Below are 21,394 nucleotides of genomic sequence, written 5' to 3' on the forward strand. Positions count from 1 at the left end.
CTTTTTTGTGATGTAAAAATCCTGCTGGGCTTCCAGCAGGATCTGTTTTCTTAAGATTGTATAAAATACAGATTATTTCATTGTTGGGAAGAGCAGGACATCGCGAATGGTAGTCACGTCTGTTAGTAACATGACCAGCCGGTCGATACCGATTCCTAGACCTCCAGTTGGTGGCATACCGTATTCCAGAGCTTCAACAAAGTCATAGTCAATGCCAGTTGCTTCGTCATCCCCCAGTTCTTTGGCTTTGGCCTGTGCTTCAAAACGAGATAATTGATCGATTGGATCGTTCAATTCGGTGAAGGCATTGGCATATTCTTTGGTCATGATGAAAAGCTCGAAGCGGTCCGTGAAGCGTGGATCTTCTGGATTTTTCTTAGCCAGAGGTGACACTGCTACAGGGTGGCCGTAGACAAAGGTTGGCTGAATCAAGGTTTCTTCCACAAATTCTTCAAAGAAAGCATTGATAACATGACCAACTTCGGTGAAGTGCTTTTCAAGCGGAACTTTCTTTTCCTGAGCCAAGGCAGCAGCTTCTTCAAAGCTCATATCTTGCCAGAAATCAACACCCGTAATTTCCTTGATGGCGTCAACCATGTGAACGCGTTTAAACGGTTCGTTGATTTTGATTTCAGTTCCTTGGTAGTTGACTGGTCCATCTCCATTGACAGAGACAGCAGCATGTTGGATAATGCCTTCAGTCAAGTCCATGATGTCTTGGAAATCTGCATAGGCTTGGTAAACCTCGATGGAAGTGAACTCTGGATTGTGAGTTGCGTCCATTCCTTCGTTACGGAAGATACGCCCAATCTCATACACTCGCTCCATACCGCCGACGATAAGACGTTTAAGGTGAAGCTCGGTTGCAATCCGCAGTACCATGTCAATGTTTTGGGCATTGTGGTGGGTAATAAATGGACGGGCAGCAGCACCGCCTGCTTCGTTATGGAGAACAGGAGTTTCAACTTCAAGGAAACCTTGTCCATCCAAGTAACGACGGATTTCTGAGATAATTTTTGAACGAGTGACAAAGCGCTCAAAGCTTTCGCGGTTGGAAATCAAATCCAAATAACGTTTACGGTAGATGGTTTCGACATCTGTCAGGCCGTGGAATTTTTCAGGTAGGGGACGCAGAGCCTTAGACAAATGAGTAAGGTGGGTCGCCTTGATAGAAAGCTCACCCATATCTGTCCGCATAATCTCACCTTCGATACCGAGGAAATCCCCTAAGTCAGCCTTTTTGAAGATTTCATAGTTTTCTTCACCAACAGCATCTTTACGAACATAAATCTGGATTTGGCCTTCACGGTCTTGGATGTGGGCAAAGCCAACTTTTCCTTTGCCGCGCTTGGTCATGAGACGGCCAGCGATAATAGCTGTTTCATTGAGTTCGTTTAATTCTTCTTTATCTTTATCGTTGTATTTTTCTTTTAGTTGAGCAGAGTTAGCAGTCCGCTCGAAGCGTTTGCCAAAAGGGTCAATTCCCTGCTCAGCCAGCGCAGCCATTTTTTCACGGCGGATAATCTGCTGGTCGTTTAATTCCTCAATATGTTCAGTAGTCATGTTTTTCCTCCAAAAGTTTTCCTACCTATTTTATCACAAAAGATAGGGAAATTCATCTATATTTGGCTATAAAGTAAGAAAAAAAGCTAGAAATCCAGCCTTAATTTTCTGCTTTTTCAACTAAATAATCCGTATTATTCCAAGTGATCAGCTCAAAATTCTCAAAGTCTTCTGTTTCAAGGATGGTGATGCTGGCATTGGTCAGGCCGCCATTCTTGCGTAGGAGGGGTGTGTCATAGCCCAGCATGGTTCGAATACTGGCGGTTAAGTTAGCACCGTGCCCGACAATGAGCACTTGCTCATAGTCCTTGTCTTTTAAGGTCTTGATAAAGGAAATGGTCCGGTGGGTTGTATGGTAAACCGACTCAGCGTCAAAAAACGTATGATTAAATTGCGAAAGGTTGTGGCGGAAGGCAGTCATCTGGTGCGGATAGATGGCTTCTATGGTAGAGATTTTTGCGCCTTCCAGTTTTCCCAACTGCCATTCTCGCAGTTCAGGTACTGATACGATTTCAGTCGGAAACTGGCTTTCTTCTTGGATAATCTCAGCAGAGCGAATGGCGCGTGGGAGATCGCTGCTGTAAATCTTGTCAAATTGTGTCTGAGCCAGATGTTTTCCTAAGGTTTGCAGTTCTTCAACGGCGGTTGGCAGCAGTGGCGAATCACCGCTGGCTCCCTGAAAGCGACCTTCCTGATTCCATTCCGTTCTTCCGTGTCGGACAAAGTATAATTTCATAGTGGTTGATTGTTTCTTTCTTATTAGGGTTTATTGAGAATATTAGGTGCAGTATTGAAGAATTATGAGCTAGGATTCTCCTTGAGGTCTGCAAAGTTAGCTTGAACAAAATCTGCCAAATCTTGAGCCTTGATTTCGATACTGCGGCCGACTTCGCCAGCAGAAACGATGATGCTATCTCGCTCTAGAGCTGACTGGTCGATATAGATTGGAAAGTTGTGCTTTTGACGGATACCGACAGGATTATTGGCTCCGTGAATATAGCCCGTTGTCTTTTCCAAGTCTTTCTGGGGAATCATACTGACTTTTTTATTACCGGAAATCTTGGCCATTTTCTTTTCGGATAGATGTTCTGTGATTGGTAGGATACCGATTAGTGTGCCAGTCTTGTCTCCTGTCAAGGCCAAGGTTTTATAAATCTGCGAACGGTCCAAGTCATTGGCTGGCTGTTCAGCTAAGGCATTTAGCTGCAGACCTCGATGTTCAATCTTAGCCTTGCTTAAAATTTGCTCGACCAGTGTTTTTTTGATTTTTGTTTTTTTAGCCATTAGTGTATCTCTCTTCTAATTGCGACATCCAGAGTCCCAGCCAGGTTCCCAGACCGAAGAAAAAGGCCGCAAGGACAAGTGTCAATACAGAAACTCCATGATAGCTGATGCTTTCACTGTTTCCTGCTTGTGGCACTACAATGAGAAGTGTACTGGATAGGACAATGCCAATGATAAAGTGATAGACACGGGAGTAGTAGTTTTTCAAAATATGATCCATGAGCTTAGAGAAGAGAATCAGTGCCAAAGCTCCTCCGATTCCAATAGGAAGAAAGGTTCCCAGGAGATCCAGTTTGCGAAAGCCATTTAGCATAGGGGCATAGAGTCCTAAAATCAGGAGAAGGTTGGACGGACTGAGTCCGGGAATTAAAATGCCCAGTGCAATCAAGGCCCCTGCTAAGATGAAAGAGAGGAAGTTGGCTGGCAAGGTGCCGACCATCCCATTTAAGGAATAAAGAAAGATTCCTGAAAGGATGAGGCTGACCCAGAAAACGAGAATATCAACCCGATCACGCTCACTTTTAGCGACAGACTCTTTAATGAGGCTGGGAACAGTCCCGATGATAGCTCCAGCAAATCCCCAAAGGACAATCACTTTGTAGTTATCCAGCAGCAGATTGACAGGATAGGAGAAAGCGGCAATTCCTAAAATCATTCCGATTCCAACTGGTATGAAATAGAGAACATTTTCGACGAAGTTTTCTTTTAAATGTGCTAAAAAATGAATCAGGCGCTCGTAAATACCTAGGATAGCTGCTAAAACACCGCCTGAAACTCCCGGCAAAATAAAGCCAAGTGCAATGACCATTCCTTTGAAAATTCTATTCAACCAAGAAATCATTGTATTTTCCTTTTCTAATTTCATTTATCAAATCATTATATCATAAAATATAGGCTTTATTAAGAGGAAACGGCTGGAAATTTCCTATTTTGTGACAATAAAAAAACGACAGCAGTCTTTGAGACTTGAGCTGTCGCTCTGAGCTATTGACTTTCTTTAGGAACTGTAAATAGCTTTTGATAAGTAGCTGTCTGGTCTTTCAAGGTTGACAGCTGGTTCAAATCAAGATAATGGGAGAAACCAGTCAGCTGACCTTGTGATGTGTACTGATGCAAGTCATAATCTTGCTCAGTATTTGGTGCGGCATTGTAGTAGCCGTCGTCATTACCATAAGTCGGAATCCAAATTGCTGTGAACTTATCGGTAGAGATGCTATGCTCCTCCATAAAATAAGTTCCAATATAGATACCAATATTTTTAACACCAAGTGACTCTAGCTTGGCTCTGAAAGCTTCAACTCCCGCATTCATGTCAGACATGGTCTTTTCTTCGACATCTAGCCAATAATAGGTTGGATGGTACTTGGCAGAAGCCTTGTAGAAACTTTCAGCTTCTTTTTCCATTTCCTTTTTGCTATTGGCAGCTACATATGCATAGACAGCAACAGGGATGTTACGCTTTTGAAATTCTTTGATATGTTTTTCATAAGACTTGTCCAGACCATTCAGGTGGGTTGCTGCGTTTTCTTTTTTTGCTTGCGCTCCACTATGAACACGGACAATTACTCCTGAAACATTCTGTGCGAGTAAGTCGTAATTAATCTCACTTGGCAGCTGCCAGCCAGAAATGTCAATGATTGGTCTGGAAATAAACTCTTCATCCAAGGACGAATCGTCAGATGTTTCCTCTTTTTTTGAGGAACTTGGAGTTTGTTTAGTTTGTGAAATTTTTGCCTGTGCTTGCTTTTCCTGAGAGTCAGTAATTTGCTTGCTTATCAAAATAAAAGCGATAAAAGAAGCAAAGAAAATTAGGATTGCAAGCGGTTTAATCCTCTTCCTCATACTGGTTTATTTTAACTTAAAACAAATAAAAAAGCAAAAAATATCCCCAGAATTGCTAGAAAATGAATAAAATGTAATATAATTGAAATATTATAAAGCAAAAACAAGACATTTTGAAAGCTCAAAATGTCTTGTTTTTTTAAAAGAGCTTAGCTAAGCTGTGGACGGTGAGTTGCCGTTGGATAAATCATTTTGCTTTTTCTTACCTTTTATAATAGCTTTTGAATGAGCTCTTCAATCTTTTTGGGAGAAGTTTGCGGAGAGAAACGTTTGACAACTTTGCCATCTCGACTGACCAGAAGCTTTGTGAAGTTCCATTTGATTTTCTCGCCCAACAGACCTCCCTTTTCTTTTTTGAGCCAGTCAAAGAGAGGAGCAGTTTGAGGACCGTTGACATCAATCTTAGCAAATCGAGGAAAGCTCGTTCCGTAGTTAAGGTTGCAAAAGTTGTTGATTTCTGCAGCGTCTCCAGGTGCCTGCTGGCCAAACTGATTGCAGGGGAAATCTAGAATTTCAAATCCGTCTTTCTGATAGCGCTCGTAGAGTTCCTGCAGTTCTTGATACTGAGGAGTGAAGCCGCAGCCGGTCGCTGTATTGACAATCAGCAGAATCTTTTCTTTATAATCACTCATTTTTTGCAGACTTCCGTCTTGTTTTTGGATTTCGATATCATAAATGTTTGTCATGTTATCCTCCTCTATCTGACCTCTATCTTAACACTTTTTCATGCAAAAGATAGAAAGCAAGGCTATATTGTTCCAGTCTCTGCACTAATGCTTTTTTTTCAATCCAAAAGGTGGTATAATGAGAATTGAATTTTTAGAAGTTTGATGGTGAAATATGAAAATTGACAAGAAGCACTTGTTGAATTACTCCATCTTGATTCCCTATTTGATTTTATCTGTTTTGGGATTGATTGTGGTCTATTCAACGACGAGTCCTACCTCGATTCAGGCCGGAGGAAATGGTTTTGGCATGGTCTTGAATCAGGGGATTTTTTGGGTAATAAGTCTCTTTATAATTGCGCTCCTATATAGAATCCGCTTGGGTTTCCTGAAAAAAGGAGGCATCCTGACTATAGTTATCTTTGCTGAAATTATCCTCTTGCTCTTATCTCGTTTTATAACAGGGACTATTAATGGTGCCCATGGTTGGCTCAAGCTTGGAGCTTTCAGTATTCAGCCTGCGGAGTATTTGAAGATTATTTTGGTCTGGTATCTAGCTTTTCGCTTCACTAAGAGGCAGGAGGAGATAAAGGTCTATGATTATCAAGCTCTGACTCATAACCATTGGTTTCCTAAAGCCTTTAACGACTGGCGGACCATGGTGGCTATTCTGATTGGGATTGTAGCGATTATGCCAGACCTTGGAAATGCGACTATTCTATTTTTGACCGTCGTAATAATGATAGCTGTCAGCGGGATTGGCTATCGATGGTTTTCTACGATGCTTGGAGCCATTGTTAGTGTTTCCGGCTTGGTTCTGGCGAGCATTTGGTTGATTGGGGTTGAGCGCGTGGCCAAGATTCCAATCTTTGGGTATGTGGCCAAGCGTTTCAGCGCTTTCTTTAATCCCTTCAAGGATCTGTCTGGATCAGGCCACCAATTGGCTAATTCCTACTATGCTATGAGTAATGGCGGCTGGTTTGGTCTAGGCTTGGGTAACTCTATTGAGAAGCGCGGTTATCTGCCGGAAGCTCATACAGACTTTGTATTTTCTATCGTGATAGAGGAGTTTGGTTTCTTTGGTGCTAGTCTGATTCTGGCCCTACTCTTTTTCCTGATTCTGAGAATTATCTTGGTAGGGATTCGGGCCAAGAATCCATTTAACTCCATGATGGCTTTGGGAATTGGCGGTATGATACTCATGCAGACCTTCATCAATATCGGTGGAATCTCAGGTCTCATTCCTTCTACAGGAGTAACCTTCCCCTTCCTATCGCAAGGAGGGAACAGTCTTCTGGTCTTGTCAGTAGCCATCGCCTTGGTACTCAATATTGATGCCAACGAGCGCCGTGATGCCCTGTATGAGCAGATGGAAGCGGAGGCGCAAGACCAATCTGAGGAAGCTTAATCTCAGTTAGTGTGAACAGTTGTTGCAAAAATGAAAGGTGCTGATTATGTCATTTAACAAATTAGAAAGCTACAGCAATAAAGAAGTGATTCGAGAAGAAGTCGCCATTTTGACAGACTTGCTTGCCGACATTACTCGGAATCTTCTCAACCCTGAGACCTTTGAAAAAATCTCCCTCATGGAAGAGTTGGCTGTCAACTCCAAGTATCATGAGCTAAAAGCGATTGTAGAAGAACTGACGACGGATGAAATGGTTTATATTTCTCGTTATTTCTCTATTTTGCCGCTTTTGATTAATATCTCAGAAGATGTTGACTTAGCTTATGAAATCAACCATCAGAACAATATCAATCAAGATTATCTTGGGAAACTGTCAACAACTATTGACTTGATTTCAACGCGGGAAAATGCTCAGGAGATTCTGGAAAATCTGAATGTTGTGCCAGTACTGACAGCTCACCCGACCCAGGTCCAGCGCAAGACTATTCTGGACTTAACCAATCATATTCATAGTTTACTGCGTCAGCATCGTGATGTTAAGGCTGGCCTGGTAAATGAGAAGAAGTGGCTCGGAAATCTCCGCCGTTATATTGAGCTCATGATGCAGACAGATATGATCCGTGAGAAGAAGCTGAAAGTGACCAATGAGATTACCAATGTCATGGAGTACTACAACAGCTCTTTCCTACAAGCGATCACTAACTTTATGGTCGAATACAGACGCTTGGCGGAAGAGCGGGGCATCAAGCTGGATAATCCTAAGCCTATTACCATGGGAATGTGGATTGGTGGAGACCGAGATGGCAATCCTTTTGTAACCGCAGAAACCCTCAAACTATCAGCTACCCTCCAGAGTGAAGTCATCCTCAACTATTACATTGACAAGGTTTATACACTCTATCGCACCTTCTCGCTCTCGACCAATCTCTCAGAAACAAGTCAGGCAGTAGCAGAAATGGCAGCACTGTCTACTGACAAGTCTGTTTATCGGGAAAATGAGCCTTACCGCCGAGCTTTCCACTATATCCAGTCCAAGCTGATTCAAACCTTACTTTATCTAAAAGAAGGCAACTTTTCAAGTGACGGTCAGCGATTGACTGACCGAGCTGAGGAAAAATTGTCTGCGAAGGCCAATCTTTCTGTCAGCAATAAAGGAAGAGAAATCATTCCTAACTATATCCAGTCTCGTATCAGCGAGACCCTGACAGAGCTGAAGAAAGAAGAGACACCTTCTTACAAAACAGCTCAGGAATTCAAGGAAGACTTGCAGGTCATTTATGATTCTCTTATCGAACATCATGGCGAAGCCTTGGTAAATGGGGACTTGACTGAACTTCTCCAAGCGGTTGATGTTTTTGGCTTCTTCTTGGCCAGCATTGATATGCGGCAGGATTCCAGCGTTCATGAGGCCTGTGTGGCTGAGCTCTTGGCTTCAGCTAATATTGTTCAAGATTATAGTAGTCTGTCTGAGGAAGAGAAGTGCCAAGTACTGCTCAAGCAGCTGCTTGAAGATCCTCGTATCCTATCAGCTACTCACGAGCCTAAGTCTGAACTCCTGCAAAAAGAACTGGAGATTTTCAAAACAGCCCGTCAGCTAAAAGATGCCATTGGTGAGGAAGTGATTAAGCAAAATATTATTTCTCACTCGACCAGTGTATCAGATTTACTTGAGTTGGCTATTATGCTTAAGGAAGTGGGGCTGATTGATGAAAATGGGGCTCGTGTCCAGATTGTTCCGCTCTTTGAAACCATTGAGGATTTGGACAATTCCTGCGATACTATGGAGAAATACCTGTCTCTGCCAATTGCGCAGAAGTGGATTGCCTCTAAGGATAATTACCAGGAAATTATGCTGGGCTATTCAGACAGTAATAAGGACGGTGGTTACCTATCTTCTTGCTGGACTCTCTACAAGGCTCAGCAGCAGCTGACAGCTATTGGTGATAAGTTTGGTGTAAAAATCACCTTCTTCCATGGCCGGGGAGGTACGGTGGGACGTGGTGGCGGCCCAACCTATGAAGCTATTACTTCTCAGCCACTCCGCAGTATCAATGACCGGATCCGTCTGACTGAGCAAGGGGAAGTCATTGGTAATAAATATGGAAACAAAGACGCAGCCTACTATAACTTGGAAATGCTGGTGTCTGCTGCCATTAACCGCATGGTAACTCATAAGAAGAGCGATAGCCATACTTCTGATAAATATGAGCGAATCATGGACCAAGTAGTCAATCGCAGTTATCAGATTTACCGTGATTTGGTCTTTGGCGACGAGCGTTTTTACGATTATTTCTTTGAATCCAGCCCGATCAAGGCTATCTCTAGCTTTAATATCGGTTCTCGTCCAGCTGCCCGTAAAACCATCACTGAAATCGGTGGTCTCAGAGCTATTCCATGGGTCTTCTCATGGTCTCAAAGTCGGGTTATGTTCCCAGGTTGGTATGGTGTTGGTTCAAGTTTCAAGGAATTCATTGATGAAGACCCAGAAAACAATCTAGCCTTCCTGCAATTTATGTATAAGAGATGGCCTTTCTTCAAGTCACTCTTATCAAATGTAGACATGGTTCTGTCTAAGTCAAATATGAATATCGCTTTTGAGTATGCGCAGCTTTGTGAAGATCAGAATGTGCGAGATATTTTCAATATTATCTTGGATGAGTGGCAGCTGACTAAGGATGTCATTCTAGAGATTGAAGGGCACGATGAGCTCTTAGCAGAAAACACTTATCTGAGGGATAGCTTGCACTACCGCATGCCTTACTTTAATGTTTTGAATTATATTCAACTAGAACTAATCAAGCGTCAGCGAAACGGCCAGCTTACACCAGATCAAGAAAAACTGATTCACATCACCATCAACGGTATTGCGACTGGTCTGCGAAACTCTGGCTAATACAAAGAGAAAATCGGAATTGTTCCGGTTTTTTCTATTTTTGTAACCAAAGGGCTACTTAATTCGTTATACTAGTGAAGGAGGGGGTGAGCTTATCAAACTAGATGAATATGAAACAATCTTGATAGGCTTTGCTCGCGAGATTGTCTCCTATCTGCAGAAGTCAGGGGCTTCTAAAGTGGAAGCAGAAGATGTAGTTCAGGACGTTTTTGTCAAGATGTTGGAAACAGAAGTTATTATTCCGGCGGAAAAGATGCGAGCTTGGATGTATCGAGTTTCCATCCGGCGCTATATCGACAGATATAGGAGAGATAAGCATTATTTGGAGATTTTGCGAAAAGAATTTTTTGGAAAAGATCTTGTCAATCCCTTTGAAAATGAAGATTATGAGCTGCTAAGAAGTATGATAGAAGCTCTGCCGCTCAAGGAAGCCACGCTTTTAGAACTCTATTATTTTCAAGATTTCACGGTCAAGGAGATTGCCCAAATTATGTCTTACTCAGTGAGCAAGGTCAAGATTCAGCTGATGCGCAGTCGTGCTAAACTCCGAAAGGAGCTGGAAAAGAAAGGATATCGAAATGGAAACATTTAAAATTATTGCAAAGAAAAGTAGGAGAAAGAGACTCTGGAAGACAGTCGTCATTAGTTCCTTTGTATCTTTAGTTCTCTTAGGTCTTCTAGGAAAGGGGCTGGCAGAATTAGCCTCTGGTAACGGACGAGACTTGCAGAAACAGTATGAAGTTATGTCCGAAATCGCCTATCCTAATGTTGACTATGACAGTCTATACTACAATCCGACCTCTTATCTTTCGGGAACATTACGTTCTGATCGTTTTAAAGACCTTGATGGAGTGATGGTGGATTATCCAGCCTATGAGGGGAACTATTCACTAACAGGTTCTTATAAAAATCCGACGTCAGAGGCGACTTATTCCTCTACCTCAGGGACCTATACGCGAGAGCTTCGTCAGAAATATCCGGTCTTTTACAATGTCAATGCCAAACAGACGAAGTCTTCAGATCCAGCACCTCAGGAACTTGTATCTGTCAAAGAAATGCCGAATCAATTGGTAGAAATAGCTCTGACTTTTGATAAACCTTACACTTATAAGGAAATCCAGCAGATGATACCGAGCAACCTCAAGATTAACTGGTACTGGATTGGCAGTCAGTCAGAAGATGGTGAAAATGGTATGGCATTGCGCACCGATCCTCAGACGACTTATGGAGCTAATAGTACGCTGCTTAATCCCTATCCGTCGGACGGCAAAAAAGAGAGCGAAGAGGCTAAGCAAGAGCAACAGACTTTCTTAGACTATTTGAAAAAGGCCGATAAAAACCTTTTCCCAACTGTCAACAAGTACAACATGTACAATGATGTTGAGTCCTATCTCAAGAAATTTGGTCGGTTAGATATTCGCGAGGAAAAGAATCGAGATCAATTGACGTTTTCAGGTGTCATCCTTACTGGAAAATCCGAAAATTTCGCCCAACTAGAAGGTAAAGAATGGAACCATGCTTCTAGTATTGGAGCCTCTATTCAAAATCAACCTTACTACAAATTAGACAAGGAATAATTCACAAAAAAGTGCTAAAAGACTTGCATTTTCATTTAAATTTGATAAAATAGTAAGGAAAGTTAGACTGTATTGCCTACTGTCTATCTATAAAATATATTTTATTGGAGGCTTTTACTCAAATGGCAAAAGAAAAATACGATCGTAGTAAACCACACGTTAACATTGGTACTATCGGACACGTTGACCACGGTAAAACTACTTTGACAGCAGCTATCACAACTGTATTGGCACGTCGCTTGCCTTCAGCAGTTAACCAACCTAAAGACTATGCGTCTATCGATGCTGCTCCAGAAGAACGCGAACGCGGAATCACTATCAACACTGCGCACGTTGAGTATGAAACTGCTAAGCGTCACTACGCTCACATCGACGCTCCAGGACACGCGGACTACGTTAAAAACATGATCACTGGTGCCGCTCAAATGGACGGAGCTATCCTTGTAGTAGCTTCAACTGACGGACCAATGCCACAAACTCGTGAGCACATCTTGCTTTCACGTCAGGTTGGTGTTAAACACTTGATCGTCTTCATGAACAAAGTTGACTTGGTTGACGATGAAGAATTGCTTGAATTGGTTGAAATGGAAATCCGTGACCTCTTGTCAGAATACGACTTCCCAGGTGACGATCTTCCAGTTATCCAAGGTTCAGCTCTTAAAGCTCTTGAAGGTGACTCTAAATATGAAGACATCATCATGGAATTGATGGACACTGTTGATGAGTACATCCCAGAACCAGAACGCGATACTGACAAGCCATTGCTTCTTCCAGTCGAAGACGTATTCTCAATCACTGGTCGTGGTACAGTTGCTTCAGGACGTATCGACCGTGGTATCGTTAAAGTCAACGACGAAATCGAAATCGTTGGTATCAAAGAAGAAATCCAAAAAGCAGTTGTTACTGGTGTTGAAATGTTCCGTAAACAGCTTGACGAAGGTCTTGCAGGGGACAACGTAGGTGTGCTTCTCCGTGGTATCCAACGTGATGAAATCGAACGTGGACAAGTTATCGCTAAACCAGGTTCAATCAACCCACACACTAAATTCAAGGGTGAAGTTTATATCCTTACTAAAGAAGAAGGCGGACGTCACACTCCATTCTTCAACAACTACCGTCCACAGTTCTACTTCCGTACAACTGACGTTACAGGTTCAATCGAACTTCCAGCAGGTACTGAAATGGTAATGCCTGGTGATAACGTAACAATCGACGTTGAGTTGATCCACCCAATCGCTGTTGAACAAGGTACTACTTTCTCTATCCGTGAAGGTGGACGTACCGTTGGTTCAGGTATGGTTACAGAAATCGAAGCTTAATTCGATTCCGTTCCCAGATAACAATTATAGTCAGACACTAAACCCCGTGAAAACGGGGTTTTTTAATATTGTAATTGTTTTAAAAAATAAGGAAGAATAGAAGGTGATTGGAAATAACCAGATTATAGAGCTAGGTTTTTCGGAAGTAACTTGAAGATGATTTAGGAAACGGAAAAAGAAGAAGTATAGATATAAGCTTGATAGAAGTTTTCCCCTTTTTAATTAGGTTGGGGAAGAAAGTATCATTTAAAAGAGAGATTCTTTCAGGAAGGATTTTCACTTTTCACTGAAAGTATAGTATAATAAGAAATAGAATACATTTGGAGAAGAAAAATGCCCTCAAAATCAGGATCATCACCTTATGCTAAAAATAATGACGGTAATAAAGAAATAGAAAAAATAATCTCAAAAGAAGGACTGAAAAATAACTATATATGGAACATGTTGGGGACAGTCTCATCTTCATTGATATCAGTCGTCTTGCTTCTACTAGCTTCTAGATTTCTAGATTCAAGAGATTCTGATATTTTTAGTATTGCCTATGCTCTTGGTCAGCAGTTTTTTGTTCTAGGTTATTTTCAAGTTAGAAATCTGCAATCTACGGATGTAAAAGAAAGATACCAATTTGCTTCTTATCATAACACGAGACTTTTTACGGTCTTTTTGATGATTTTTACATCGTTTATCTATACTCTATGGCAAGGGTATGATATTTACAAATCTAGTATTATTTTATTGCTTGTTCTTTATCGGGCTATAGATGCATATTCAGATGTTTTTCAAGGATTATTTCAGCAAAAAAATAGATCAGACTTAGCTGGAAAGGTGCAATTCTATAGGAGCTGGATTTGCATGTTAATATTTGCGATAGTCCTGTTGCTTACAAAATCATTGATGGTAGCTAGTATTGTTATTTGCTGTGCGAATTTTATTCTGACCTTCCCCTTAGATTTCAGAAACTGTAGATTATATTTTTCTCAGGAAAAGTTTTCTCCTAAACTCCATGATGACAGAAAAAATGTGTATTCTATTTTGAAAAATAGTTTCCCTTTGTTTTTAAATGGATTTTTGCTAACGTATATCTATAACGAGCCCAAAATTGATATTGACTACCTTTTGACAAATGGCTATTTTCCATCTGGGATTCAAAGAGATTTTAATGTTCTATTCATGCCTGTCTTTGTTCTATCCCTTTTATTCTTTGTCCTGAGACCGTTGACTACACAGCTTTCCATTTATTGGAATGAAAAGAAATTTACACTATTTTTCAAACAGGTCAATACTCTAAATCTAGTAATGACTGTTTTAGGACTCGTTATTGTTATTTTGGGTTATCTGATTGGTACAGAAGTTCTTAGTGCTGTCTATGGTATCCAATTACAGGAGTATAAACTTCCTTTCACAATATTACTTATAGGCGGTATTTTGAATGTTTTTGCTCTAGTGGTTGATATCATTATGACCATCTTTAGAAAACAGCATTATCTGATGATAGCCTATTTATTGACATTTGCTGTTTCAAAATTTATTACTTTACCATTTATTCGCGATCAAAAATTGCTGGGAGCTGCTAATTCCTTTTTAATCTCCATGTGCGTCTTTTATGCAACAAGTCTGATTATTTATGGCGTTGCTAAAAATCAGGAAAAAAGAAAGAAGTAGAATTCTATGAATATCTTATTTACATTAAATGATGCGTTTGTACCTCAAGTTGCAACCTGTATGTGTTCTATATTTGAGAATAATAAATCTGCAGAGAATATTACAGTATATTTAATTGGCGAGAGGATAAACCAAGAGAATCAAGACAAATTAAAAGGATTCGCTAAAAGTTACGATAGAAAAGTTTGTATTATTTCTATAAATAATATCGCAGACTATATTGACTTTGATTTTGATACAAACGGTTGGTCTTCAATTATTTTGGCACGTCTTTTTTTAGACAAACTTCTTCCACAAGAAGTTGATAGGATCTTATATCTCGATGGAGATACACTAGTTCTAGAAGATATAGGTTCACTTTTTTATAGCGACTTGGGAGATAAGGTAATAGGTATGTGTCCCGAACCAACTGTGGATAAGTCAAGAAAGGAATTTCTAGCTTTGAAAGAGCACCCCTATCATAATTCGGGTGTCCTATTGATTGATCTAAAAAAATGGCGTAAGGAAGAGATTGGTAAAAAGGTTATAGAATTTTACCAATTTCACGAAGGAAAGCTATTCGCACCAGACCAAGATGCCTTAAATGGAGCCTTGAAAGAGCAAATTTTTACTTTGCCAATTTCCTTTAATTATTTTAATATTTATGATGTTTATCCTTATAAAACGTTGAGTGAATTAAGTAAGCCAACTAAGTTTATATCACAGGAAGATTTTAATCATTTTCGGAAAGCACCTACAATTATTCACTATCTTGGTGAAGAGAGACCTTGGCGGAAGGGGAATACACATAGATTTAAAAAGGAGTATCTCCATTATCTCCACAAAACTCCATGGAAGGATACACCAATGGAAGAAGGTTGGCAGCTGTATTTTGTTTGTTTTAGAATCTTTAATATTGTTATGAAGCCTTTTCCAATGCTAAGATATAAGATTATCAATTCCCTAATCCCGAGCTTTATGAAATATAGAAAAAAACAGTTACAGAAAAACAAAAAATAATGTGATGACATGTTATAGAAAGAATAGATTAAATTAATGAAAGTTTTAATGATAATTCCTGCTTATAATGAGGAAGAAAGTATTTTAAATACGGTTATGAGCATTGTAGAATATCGGAAGAAAGTTGATTTTGACTTAGACTACGTAGTTATCAATGATGGGTCAGTTGATAGAACCAAGGATATTTTGGACAGCCATCATCTGAATGCTATTCATTTGGTTATGAATTTAGGGATTGGCGGAGCTGTTCAGACGGGTTATAAGTATGCTCTTGAGAAGGATTATGATGTGGCCGTACAGTTTGATGGAGATGGTCAGCATGATATTGAGTCGCTGGATGCTTTGCTGGAGCCTATTCGCCGTCAGCAGGCGGATTTGGTTGTTGGTTCTCGTTTTATCGGTGACAAGTCTTCGGAGTTTCAGACGACTTTTATGCGGCGTTTTGGCATTACCATTATTTCAGCTTTTATTAAATTAACAACAGGCAAAAGGATTCTGGATACCACATCGGGCTATCGATTGGCTAATCGAGACATTATTAGACAATTCGCTGCGCGCTATCCTATCAAGTATCCTGAGCCAGAATCAATCGTCCATATCTTGAAGCGGAAATATAAAGTGCTGGAAGCACCAGCCAATATGTTTGAACGTGCAGGAGGAGTCTCTTCGATCACTCCGATTAAGTCCATTCGTTATATGATTGAAGTTTGCTCTTCGATCTTGATTGCTGCTTTTATGAAAGAGAGTGAATAATGTCCATTTTGTCTATTGTTATGCTAGTGGCTTCAGTCCTATTCCTGTATTTTGTCTTTCGGAATATCAATCAAAACAATATTTTGTTTGAGCAAGCCTTTATGTGGATTATTATTGGCTTTGTACTGATTGTTATTTCTGTTTTTGATTGGATTCCCGTTTCGATTGCCAAATTGTTAGGCTTTGAGTTGACCTCAAATTTTGTCATGTCCGTGGCTATCTTTTTCCTGCTGGTTATTGTTTTTTTACATACTATTTCCATTTCCAAACAAAAGGAGCAAATCAAGCAGTTGGTGCAAGAACTGTCCATCATGAAGCAAAGAATGTCCAAGTTAGAGAGTGAAAAAGATGAAAAATAACCATACCTGGGTGATTTGCGCCTATGGCGAAAGCGAATTTTTAGAAGCTTGTATCTTGTCTTTGCAGGCTCAAACCTTGCAATCAAAGATTATCTGCTATAGCTCAACACCGTTGGGTTCAATTAAGCAGCTGTGCCAGAAGTACGGTATTCCTTTTTACACGAAAGAAGGCGGTGGTATCGGTAAGGACTGGAATAATGCCCTTACCTTTGTTGAGACTTCTTATGCTACCATTGCTCATCAGGATGACTACTATGAGCCAACTTATTTAGAAGCAGTGATGCAGAAGATAGAGCAGTCTAAGGATATTCTCATTGCCTATACAGACTACTTTGAAGAGAAAAATGGAGTCAAAATTCCGGCTAATACCAATCTGAAAATCAAGACTCTCATGCTTAAAACCTTAAATCTGATGCCATCCAGTCGTTTTTGGAGAAATCGGGTTCTAGCTTTTGGCAATCCCATTTCCTGTCCGGCGGTGACATACAATTTAGAGGCATTAAGGGATTTTCGATTTGATGAGGAAATGCGCGTGAGTCTGGATTGGTACGCTTGGTACAAGATTAGCGCCTATAAGGGTCGCTTTGCTTATATTTCTGAGAAGCTTATGTGCCACCGGATTCATGGAGAGTCGGAAACAACCAAGACCATTTCAGATAATACTCGAACCAAAGAGGACTTGTTTATGTATCAGCTTTTCTGGCCAAAGTGGGTGGCTAATCTGATAAATAAAGCATACATGAAGAGTCAAGATGCTAACTCAAACTAATAGAGTTATTTACAAGGAAAGTATATGAAAGATTTAATATCTGTTGTTGTAACTTGTTACAACCATCAAGATTACATTGAACAGTGTTTGCGCAGTATTTTTGCTCAGACCTATCGAAATATTGAGTTACTGGTATTGGATGATGGCTCCTCTGACCATTCTGCTGAAATCATAGAGTCTGTCTTGGTGGATTCCCCTTTTCCGACGCGGTTTGAAAGCCATGAAAACATGGGGGTTGTCAAGACAAGAAACAAGGCTTTGCAGCAAATTCAAGGCACTTATTTTATTTTTGTGGATAGTGACGATTTTCTGGATTCAGACTATATTGAGAGCTTCTACACAACCATGGTGCAAGAGGAAGCAGATATTGTCTATGGGGATTTGTATGATCCTGATAAAAAGGAGTTTTACCTTAAATCACGGCCATTTGACAAGCTAGCTTTCTTAACAGAGAATTATATTTCCAACTGTTCCCTCATTCGTCGTTCGGTTGCTGATGGTATTTATTATGATGAAGCGCTGAATCGTGAAAAACTGGAGGACTATGATTTCCTTTTAAACTTAATTATCAATCAAGGAGCGAGACCAGTTTATGATTCAAAAACAAAGCTGAATTACCGGGTCTTTGATAAGGAATCAATCTCTAAACGGGATTCTACGAGATATCATTACGAAATGTATCTGAAAATTCTGCGTAAGTATGTAAAACAGATACCAGATGAAATATATCAAGCTCTGGGCAAAAACATATTCACACTGGAAGGTCGTTTGGATGAACTGATTCAGCATATGGATAAAGTGAACGACTATGTTCTTGAACTGCAGGAGGATCAGCGGCAGTTACATAAAAATCTAGACTCCTTGAAATCCAGACTGAGAACGATAAAGGAACAGCGGGATGATGCTATTCAGGAGCAGTTTCGTATTCGACGCTCTATTTCCTATCGCCTGGGGAATGGTGTGATTACGCCATTGAAACGTCTGGCTCGATTAGTCAAAAATCCTCGCAGTATCAAAGCTGTTTTAAGTCGGATTAAGCAACAGCTGGTTCGTTTGAAACGCCAAGTTAAGTCTCCTAAGGTTTATTATTATCAATGGCTGCGGAACTCTCAAAGGGAAAAAGCTCTTGCTTCAGTTTCAAGCGGCGAAAAAGTCTTAGTCTATGTCATTTTTGAATCCGAGCCACGCTTACAGCAGTACAAACTTATCTTTTTAGAAAAGTTAGCAGCGTTGGCTGATAAGACTCTCATCGTCGTTAATGGTGGACTGGCTGCAGAGGATTTAGAAACTATAGAGCATTATGGGCAAGTCTTGGTGCGGGATAATAGTGGTTATGATACGGCAGCTTTTCGTGAAGGCATTCTTTCCTTAGGAAAGGAAAAGCTGCAACATTGTTCTCAGCTGATGCTCGTCAATGACACCAATATCGGACCTATGAGTGATTTGGCGGCTGTCTTTCAAACTATGGCAGGCAGAAATCTTGACTTTTGGGGAATTTCCTATGGTGAGACCCAGGAAGATATCACTGGATTTAACCGCTATGGTTACATTCCCAATCATCTACAGTCTTATTTTTTGGTGATTGAGCCTTTGCTGCTTCAGTCCGAAGAATTCTACGACTATTGGCAAGTGCTGACTGATACGGATTCAAGGGAAGAAGCAATCGGAAAGCATGAAACGACTTTTACCAAGTACTTTGCTGACTTGGGCTATCGTTACGATGCCTTGGTTCACGAAAATCAGGATTCTGCTATGTATATTCATCCATTAAGGATGTTAAAGGCGGGCAGTCCTCTGATTAAGTATACTTCTTTGAAGAATTATGATGATCAGCAGTTTTTATGGCAGGGTCTGGAAAGAGAGTCAGAGGTTCCTGATGTATTGGACTATGTTCGGGAGAAGACAGACTACCCAGTAGAAATTCTTGAGAACATTGTTCAAAAATTCAAAGATGTGCCTCGTGATCAATATATCCTCATCATTGACGGTGTAGAGAATATCATTCCGCAGTGTACGCGCTACCGTGTACTCAATAAGGCAGAGCAGCTTAGAAAGAATGGCTTTGCAGTAAAAGCGGTCAATGCGTCTGAGTTTAGTCTGACTCAAGCCCAGTATGCCAGCCACATCATTATCTACCGCGCTCCTTGGTCCGCTCAACTCCAGCTTTTATGTGATTTGGCTCGGGAGGAGCATAAGCCAGTTTATTTTGATATTGATGATTTGGTCTTTGATACCCTTTATACCGACCAGCTAAGCTATACTCAAGGCTTGTCTGAGAAGGAAAAGGGCAATTACGATGCTGGTGTCAAGAATTACGGGAAAATGTTGGCGGCTTGTGATGGGGCGATTACCTCTACGAATCAGCTAAAAGAGGAATTGTTCAAATACAAGGATACAGTTCTGCTGAATCGTAATCTGGCGTCCAGCGAATTGATTGCGGTTAGCTCGCAGTTCTTGAAGGAAGACTTTGGTGTAGACGACAGAATCAAAATCGGTTATTTCTCTGGCTCCATCAGCCACAATGAGAATTTTGAGCTCATCAAGCCAGCTATCAAAGAAGTGCTGGACAACTACCCAACCGTGGAGCTTCATATTGTAGGGCACTTAGATATCCCGCAGGATATGAAACAATATTCGCGGCGTATTATCGTCCATGAGTATGTGGACTGGAAGGCCTTGCCTCAGTTGATTAGTCAGGTTGATATTAATCTAGCTCCGTTGGTTGACTCAGTCTTTAATCGGGCCAAGTCAGAAATCAAGTGGATAGAAGCAGCTCTAGTAAAGGTACCAACGATTGCCAGTCATATCGGGGCCTTTGCGGACATGGTGATTGACGGTCAGACGGGACTTTTGGCTAAAGATAGTGAATGGAAAGAAAAGCTAGAAAGCCTGATTCTTTCTGCGGATTTACGTAGAGAACTGGCGGAGAATGCCTACGCTTTTGTATTAGAAAATTGCAGTTTAGATAAAAAAGATGAAATGGTGACTTATTTTGAAAAGAAATAAAGAAGTCAAAGTCGAGAATATTTTCTTGTTACTGGCAAGTGTATTTGTCTTGACTTTTATGATTGCACAGCCGATTAATCGGGTGCCTGATGAGACCAATCATGCTCGTATGACATGGGAAATCTTCCATAAACCGACCAATCGAACATATAAATGGATGGACAAAATCCCATCTACTCCGAATGTTTCGCCGGCAGAGTACAAGCAGCTGTTCTCAGAGAAGATAGATTTGGCGCAAGAAGAGTTTGCCTTTGGCTTTAATCTCAAGGCTGTCTCTTTCCTGCCTCAGCTGCTAGGTATGACCTTAGGAAGCTTGCTTTATCCGTCAGTAGGCTTCATCGTGATGATGGGGCGGTTCTTTAATGCCTTAGCATACATCATCGGGGTTTATCTGCTGATTAAATATTTCAAATATGGCAAAAAAGCTCTACTTTTCCTATCTCTTTTGCCTATTATGGTCCAGCAGGCAGCTTCTCTCTCTTATGATGTGATGAGCTATCTGGAGATTATGCTGGCGGTTGGCTTTTTGACCAATATTGCCTACCATAAGAAGTTCACTAATAGAAATGTACTGGAGCTTTTGGTGATTTCTATAGGACTCTTTGTCACCAAACCGAATAATGTCCTTTTATTAGGCTTGCTGCCTTTTGTTGACTTTGAGTTTGAAGGATTCCTTGCGGTTCTGAACAAGCCTTTTCTTGCAACCAAAGCTTTTGTAGCTCGTTATCGCCCTATCTTCTATGTACTTGGCTTTTCAGCTTTCTTTCTTGCCTTGCATCTGGCATTTCGCAATCAGGGAGGGCTATTGCACTATGGCCAAGTCTTGCTGAATACGCTCTTTAAGCAAAGTGTTAATGGCGACTTGAATACAATTTTGACAATCGGTATGTTTGGCTTTTTGGGGAATTTTACTATCCAGCTGCCGCTTTGGTTGATTTTTATCGATGTGGTAGTCTTGGCGCTTATCTTCTTGCAATCGCAGAAAGATTTTATGACCAAGGGTTATACAGTCATGTCGCGTTATCTGTTTCTGGTTCAAGTGATTGCTGTTGTGTCAATTATGTATCTGCAGTGGACGCCCATTGTCCTCGGTAAAGGTGCTATGATATCAGTTGGTGCTCAGGGACGTTATTTTACACCCTTCCTGATTTTACTGCTACCAACTGTTGCTAATCTAGGAACCTTGGACATTAAAGACAGAGTGGTGAATCGAATGATGGTTGGGACTCTGGTAGCTAACTTCTTGGTTTCCCTCTACTTGATGGTGCCCTTTTATTGGAATGTATTAGGATAAG

At 40.7% G+C, this 21,394-nt stretch carries 18 protein-coding genes; 12 read left to right on the forward strand and 6 right to left on the reverse strand.

Annotated elements, in window-relative coordinates:
• Nucleotides 1-72 precede the first annotated feature (72 nt).
• The 6 genes from lysS to HMPREF9378_RS09520 all read right to left on the reverse strand — a co-directional run bounded on the left by lysS (nt 73) and on the right by HMPREF9378_RS09520 (nt 5,375).
• A complete protein-coding gene (lysS, locus tag HMPREF9378_RS09545; protein ID WP_002894992.1) occupies nt 73-1,563 on the reverse strand; it encodes a lysine--tRNA ligase in 1,491 nt (496 codons plus the stop codon).
• Between the two features lie 100 nt (nt 1,564-1,663).
• Nucleotides 1,664-2,299 (reverse strand): histidine phosphatase family protein, encoded by a 636-nt coding sequence (locus HMPREF9378_RS09540; RefSeq protein WP_002899972.1) that lies wholly within the window; start codon nt 2,297-2,299, stop codon nt 1,664-1,666.
• A 62-nt stretch (nt 2,300-2,361) separates the two neighbouring features.
• Nucleotides 2,362-2,847, reverse strand: a complete 486-nt coding sequence (locus HMPREF9378_RS09535) for an aminoacyl-tRNA deacylase (RefSeq protein ID WP_002899975.1) — start codon at nt 2,845-2,847, stop codon at nt 2,362-2,364.
• The gene (locus HMPREF9378_RS09530; protein ID WP_032908757.1) at nt 2,840-3,688 is read right to left on the reverse strand and encodes a DUF368 domain-containing protein; all 849 of its coding nucleotides are present in this window, start codon (nt 3,686-3,688) and stop codon (nt 2,840-2,842) included. Before HMPREF9378_RS09530 ends, HMPREF9378_RS09535 begins: the two co-directional genes overlap by 8 nt.
• Before the next feature lie 143 nt (nt 3,689-3,831).
• Nucleotides 3,832-4,689 carry a glycoside hydrolase family 25 protein gene (locus HMPREF9378_RS09525; protein WP_002899978.1) on the reverse strand — a complete coding sequence of 286 codons (858 nt, stop codon included), beginning with the start codon at nt 4,687-4,689 and terminating at the stop codon, nt 3,832-3,834.
• Nucleotides 4,690-4,898: 209 nt separating this feature from the next.
• Nucleotides 4,899-5,375 carry a glutathione peroxidase gene (locus HMPREF9378_RS09520; RefSeq protein WP_002899979.1) on the reverse strand — a complete coding sequence of 159 codons (477 nt, stop codon included), beginning with the start codon at nt 5,373-5,375 and terminating at the stop codon, nt 4,899-4,901.
• A 154-nt stretch (nt 5,376-5,529) separates the two neighbouring features.
• Here HMPREF9378_RS09520 and ftsW point away from each other — a divergent pair, with 154 nt between their 5' ends.
• The 12 genes from ftsW to HMPREF9378_RS09460 all read left to right on the forward strand — a co-directional run bounded on the left by ftsW (nt 5,530) and on the right by HMPREF9378_RS09460 (nt 21,393).
• Entirely contained in the window at nt 5,530-6,762 is a 1,233-nt protein-coding gene (gene ftsW, locus HMPREF9378_RS09515) for a cell division peptidoglycan polymerase FtsW (RefSeq protein WP_002899980.1), read from the forward strand.
• A 46-nt stretch (nt 6,763-6,808) separates the two neighbouring features.
• Complete coding sequence (gene ppc, locus HMPREF9378_RS09510) at nt 6,809-9,655, forward strand: phosphoenolpyruvate carboxylase (RefSeq protein ID WP_002899981.1); 2,847 nt, start codon at nt 6,809-6,811, stop codon at nt 9,653-9,655.
• A 121-nt stretch (nt 9,656-9,776) separates the two neighbouring features.
• Nucleotides 9,777-10,247, forward strand: a complete 471-nt coding sequence (locus HMPREF9378_RS09505; RefSeq protein WP_002899982.1) for an RNA polymerase sigma factor — start codon at nt 9,777-9,779, stop codon at nt 10,245-10,247.
• Entirely contained in the window at nt 10,234-11,232 is a 999-nt protein-coding gene (locus tag HMPREF9378_RS09500; protein ID WP_002899983.1) for an anti sigma factor C-terminal domain-containing protein, read from the forward strand. Before HMPREF9378_RS09505 ends, HMPREF9378_RS09500 begins: the two co-directional genes overlap by 14 nt.
• Before the next feature lie 122 nt (nt 11,233-11,354).
• Entirely contained in the window at nt 11,355-12,551 is a 1,197-nt protein-coding gene (gene tuf, locus HMPREF9378_RS09495) for an elongation factor Tu (RefSeq protein WP_002895003.1), read from the forward strand.
• Between the two features lie 333 nt (nt 12,552-12,884).
• Complete coding sequence (locus HMPREF9378_RS09490) at nt 12,885-14,213, forward strand: lipopolysaccharide biosynthesis protein (protein WP_002899984.1); 1,329 nt, start codon at nt 12,885-12,887, stop codon at nt 14,211-14,213.
• A gap of 6 nt (nt 14,214-14,219) precedes the next feature.
• Complete coding sequence (locus HMPREF9378_RS09485; protein ID WP_002899985.1) at nt 14,220-15,212, forward strand: glycosyltransferase family 8 protein; 993 nt, start codon at nt 14,220-14,222, stop codon at nt 15,210-15,212.
• Between the two features lie 36 nt (nt 15,213-15,248).
• On the forward strand, nt 15,249-15,965 hold the full coding sequence (locus tag HMPREF9378_RS09480; RefSeq protein ID WP_002899987.1) for a glycosyltransferase family 2 protein: 717 nt from the start codon (nt 15,249-15,251) through the stop codon (nt 15,963-15,965).
• Nucleotides 15,965-16,324 carry a DUF2304 domain-containing protein gene (locus tag HMPREF9378_RS09475; RefSeq protein ID WP_002899988.1) on the forward strand — a complete coding sequence of 120 codons (360 nt, stop codon included), beginning with the start codon at nt 15,965-15,967 and terminating at the stop codon, nt 16,322-16,324. The genes HMPREF9378_RS09480 and HMPREF9378_RS09475 overlap by 1 nt, the downstream gene beginning before the upstream one ends.
• Nucleotides 16,314-17,093, forward strand: a complete 780-nt coding sequence (locus HMPREF9378_RS09470; protein WP_002899990.1) for a glycosyltransferase family 2 protein — start codon at nt 16,314-16,316, stop codon at nt 17,091-17,093. The genes HMPREF9378_RS09475 and HMPREF9378_RS09470 overlap by 11 nt, the downstream gene beginning before the upstream one ends.
• A 24-nt stretch (nt 17,094-17,117) precedes the next feature.
• Nucleotides 17,118-20,099 (forward strand): rhamnan synthesis F family protein, encoded by a 2,982-nt coding sequence (locus tag HMPREF9378_RS09465; RefSeq protein ID WP_002913397.1) that lies wholly within the window; start codon nt 17,118-17,120, stop codon nt 20,097-20,099.
• A complete protein-coding gene (locus HMPREF9378_RS09460) occupies nt 20,086-21,393 on the forward strand; it encodes a DUF2142 domain-containing protein (RefSeq protein ID WP_002899995.1) in 1,308 nt (435 codons plus the stop codon). Before HMPREF9378_RS09465 ends, HMPREF9378_RS09460 begins: the two co-directional genes overlap by 14 nt.
• Nucleotide 21,394 lies beyond the last annotated feature (1 nt).

This window comes from Streptococcus sanguinis SK1 = NCTC 7863, from assembly GCF_000194945.1.
Lineage (GTDB): Bacteria > Bacillota > Bacilli > Lactobacillales > Streptococcaceae > Streptococcus > Streptococcus sanguinis.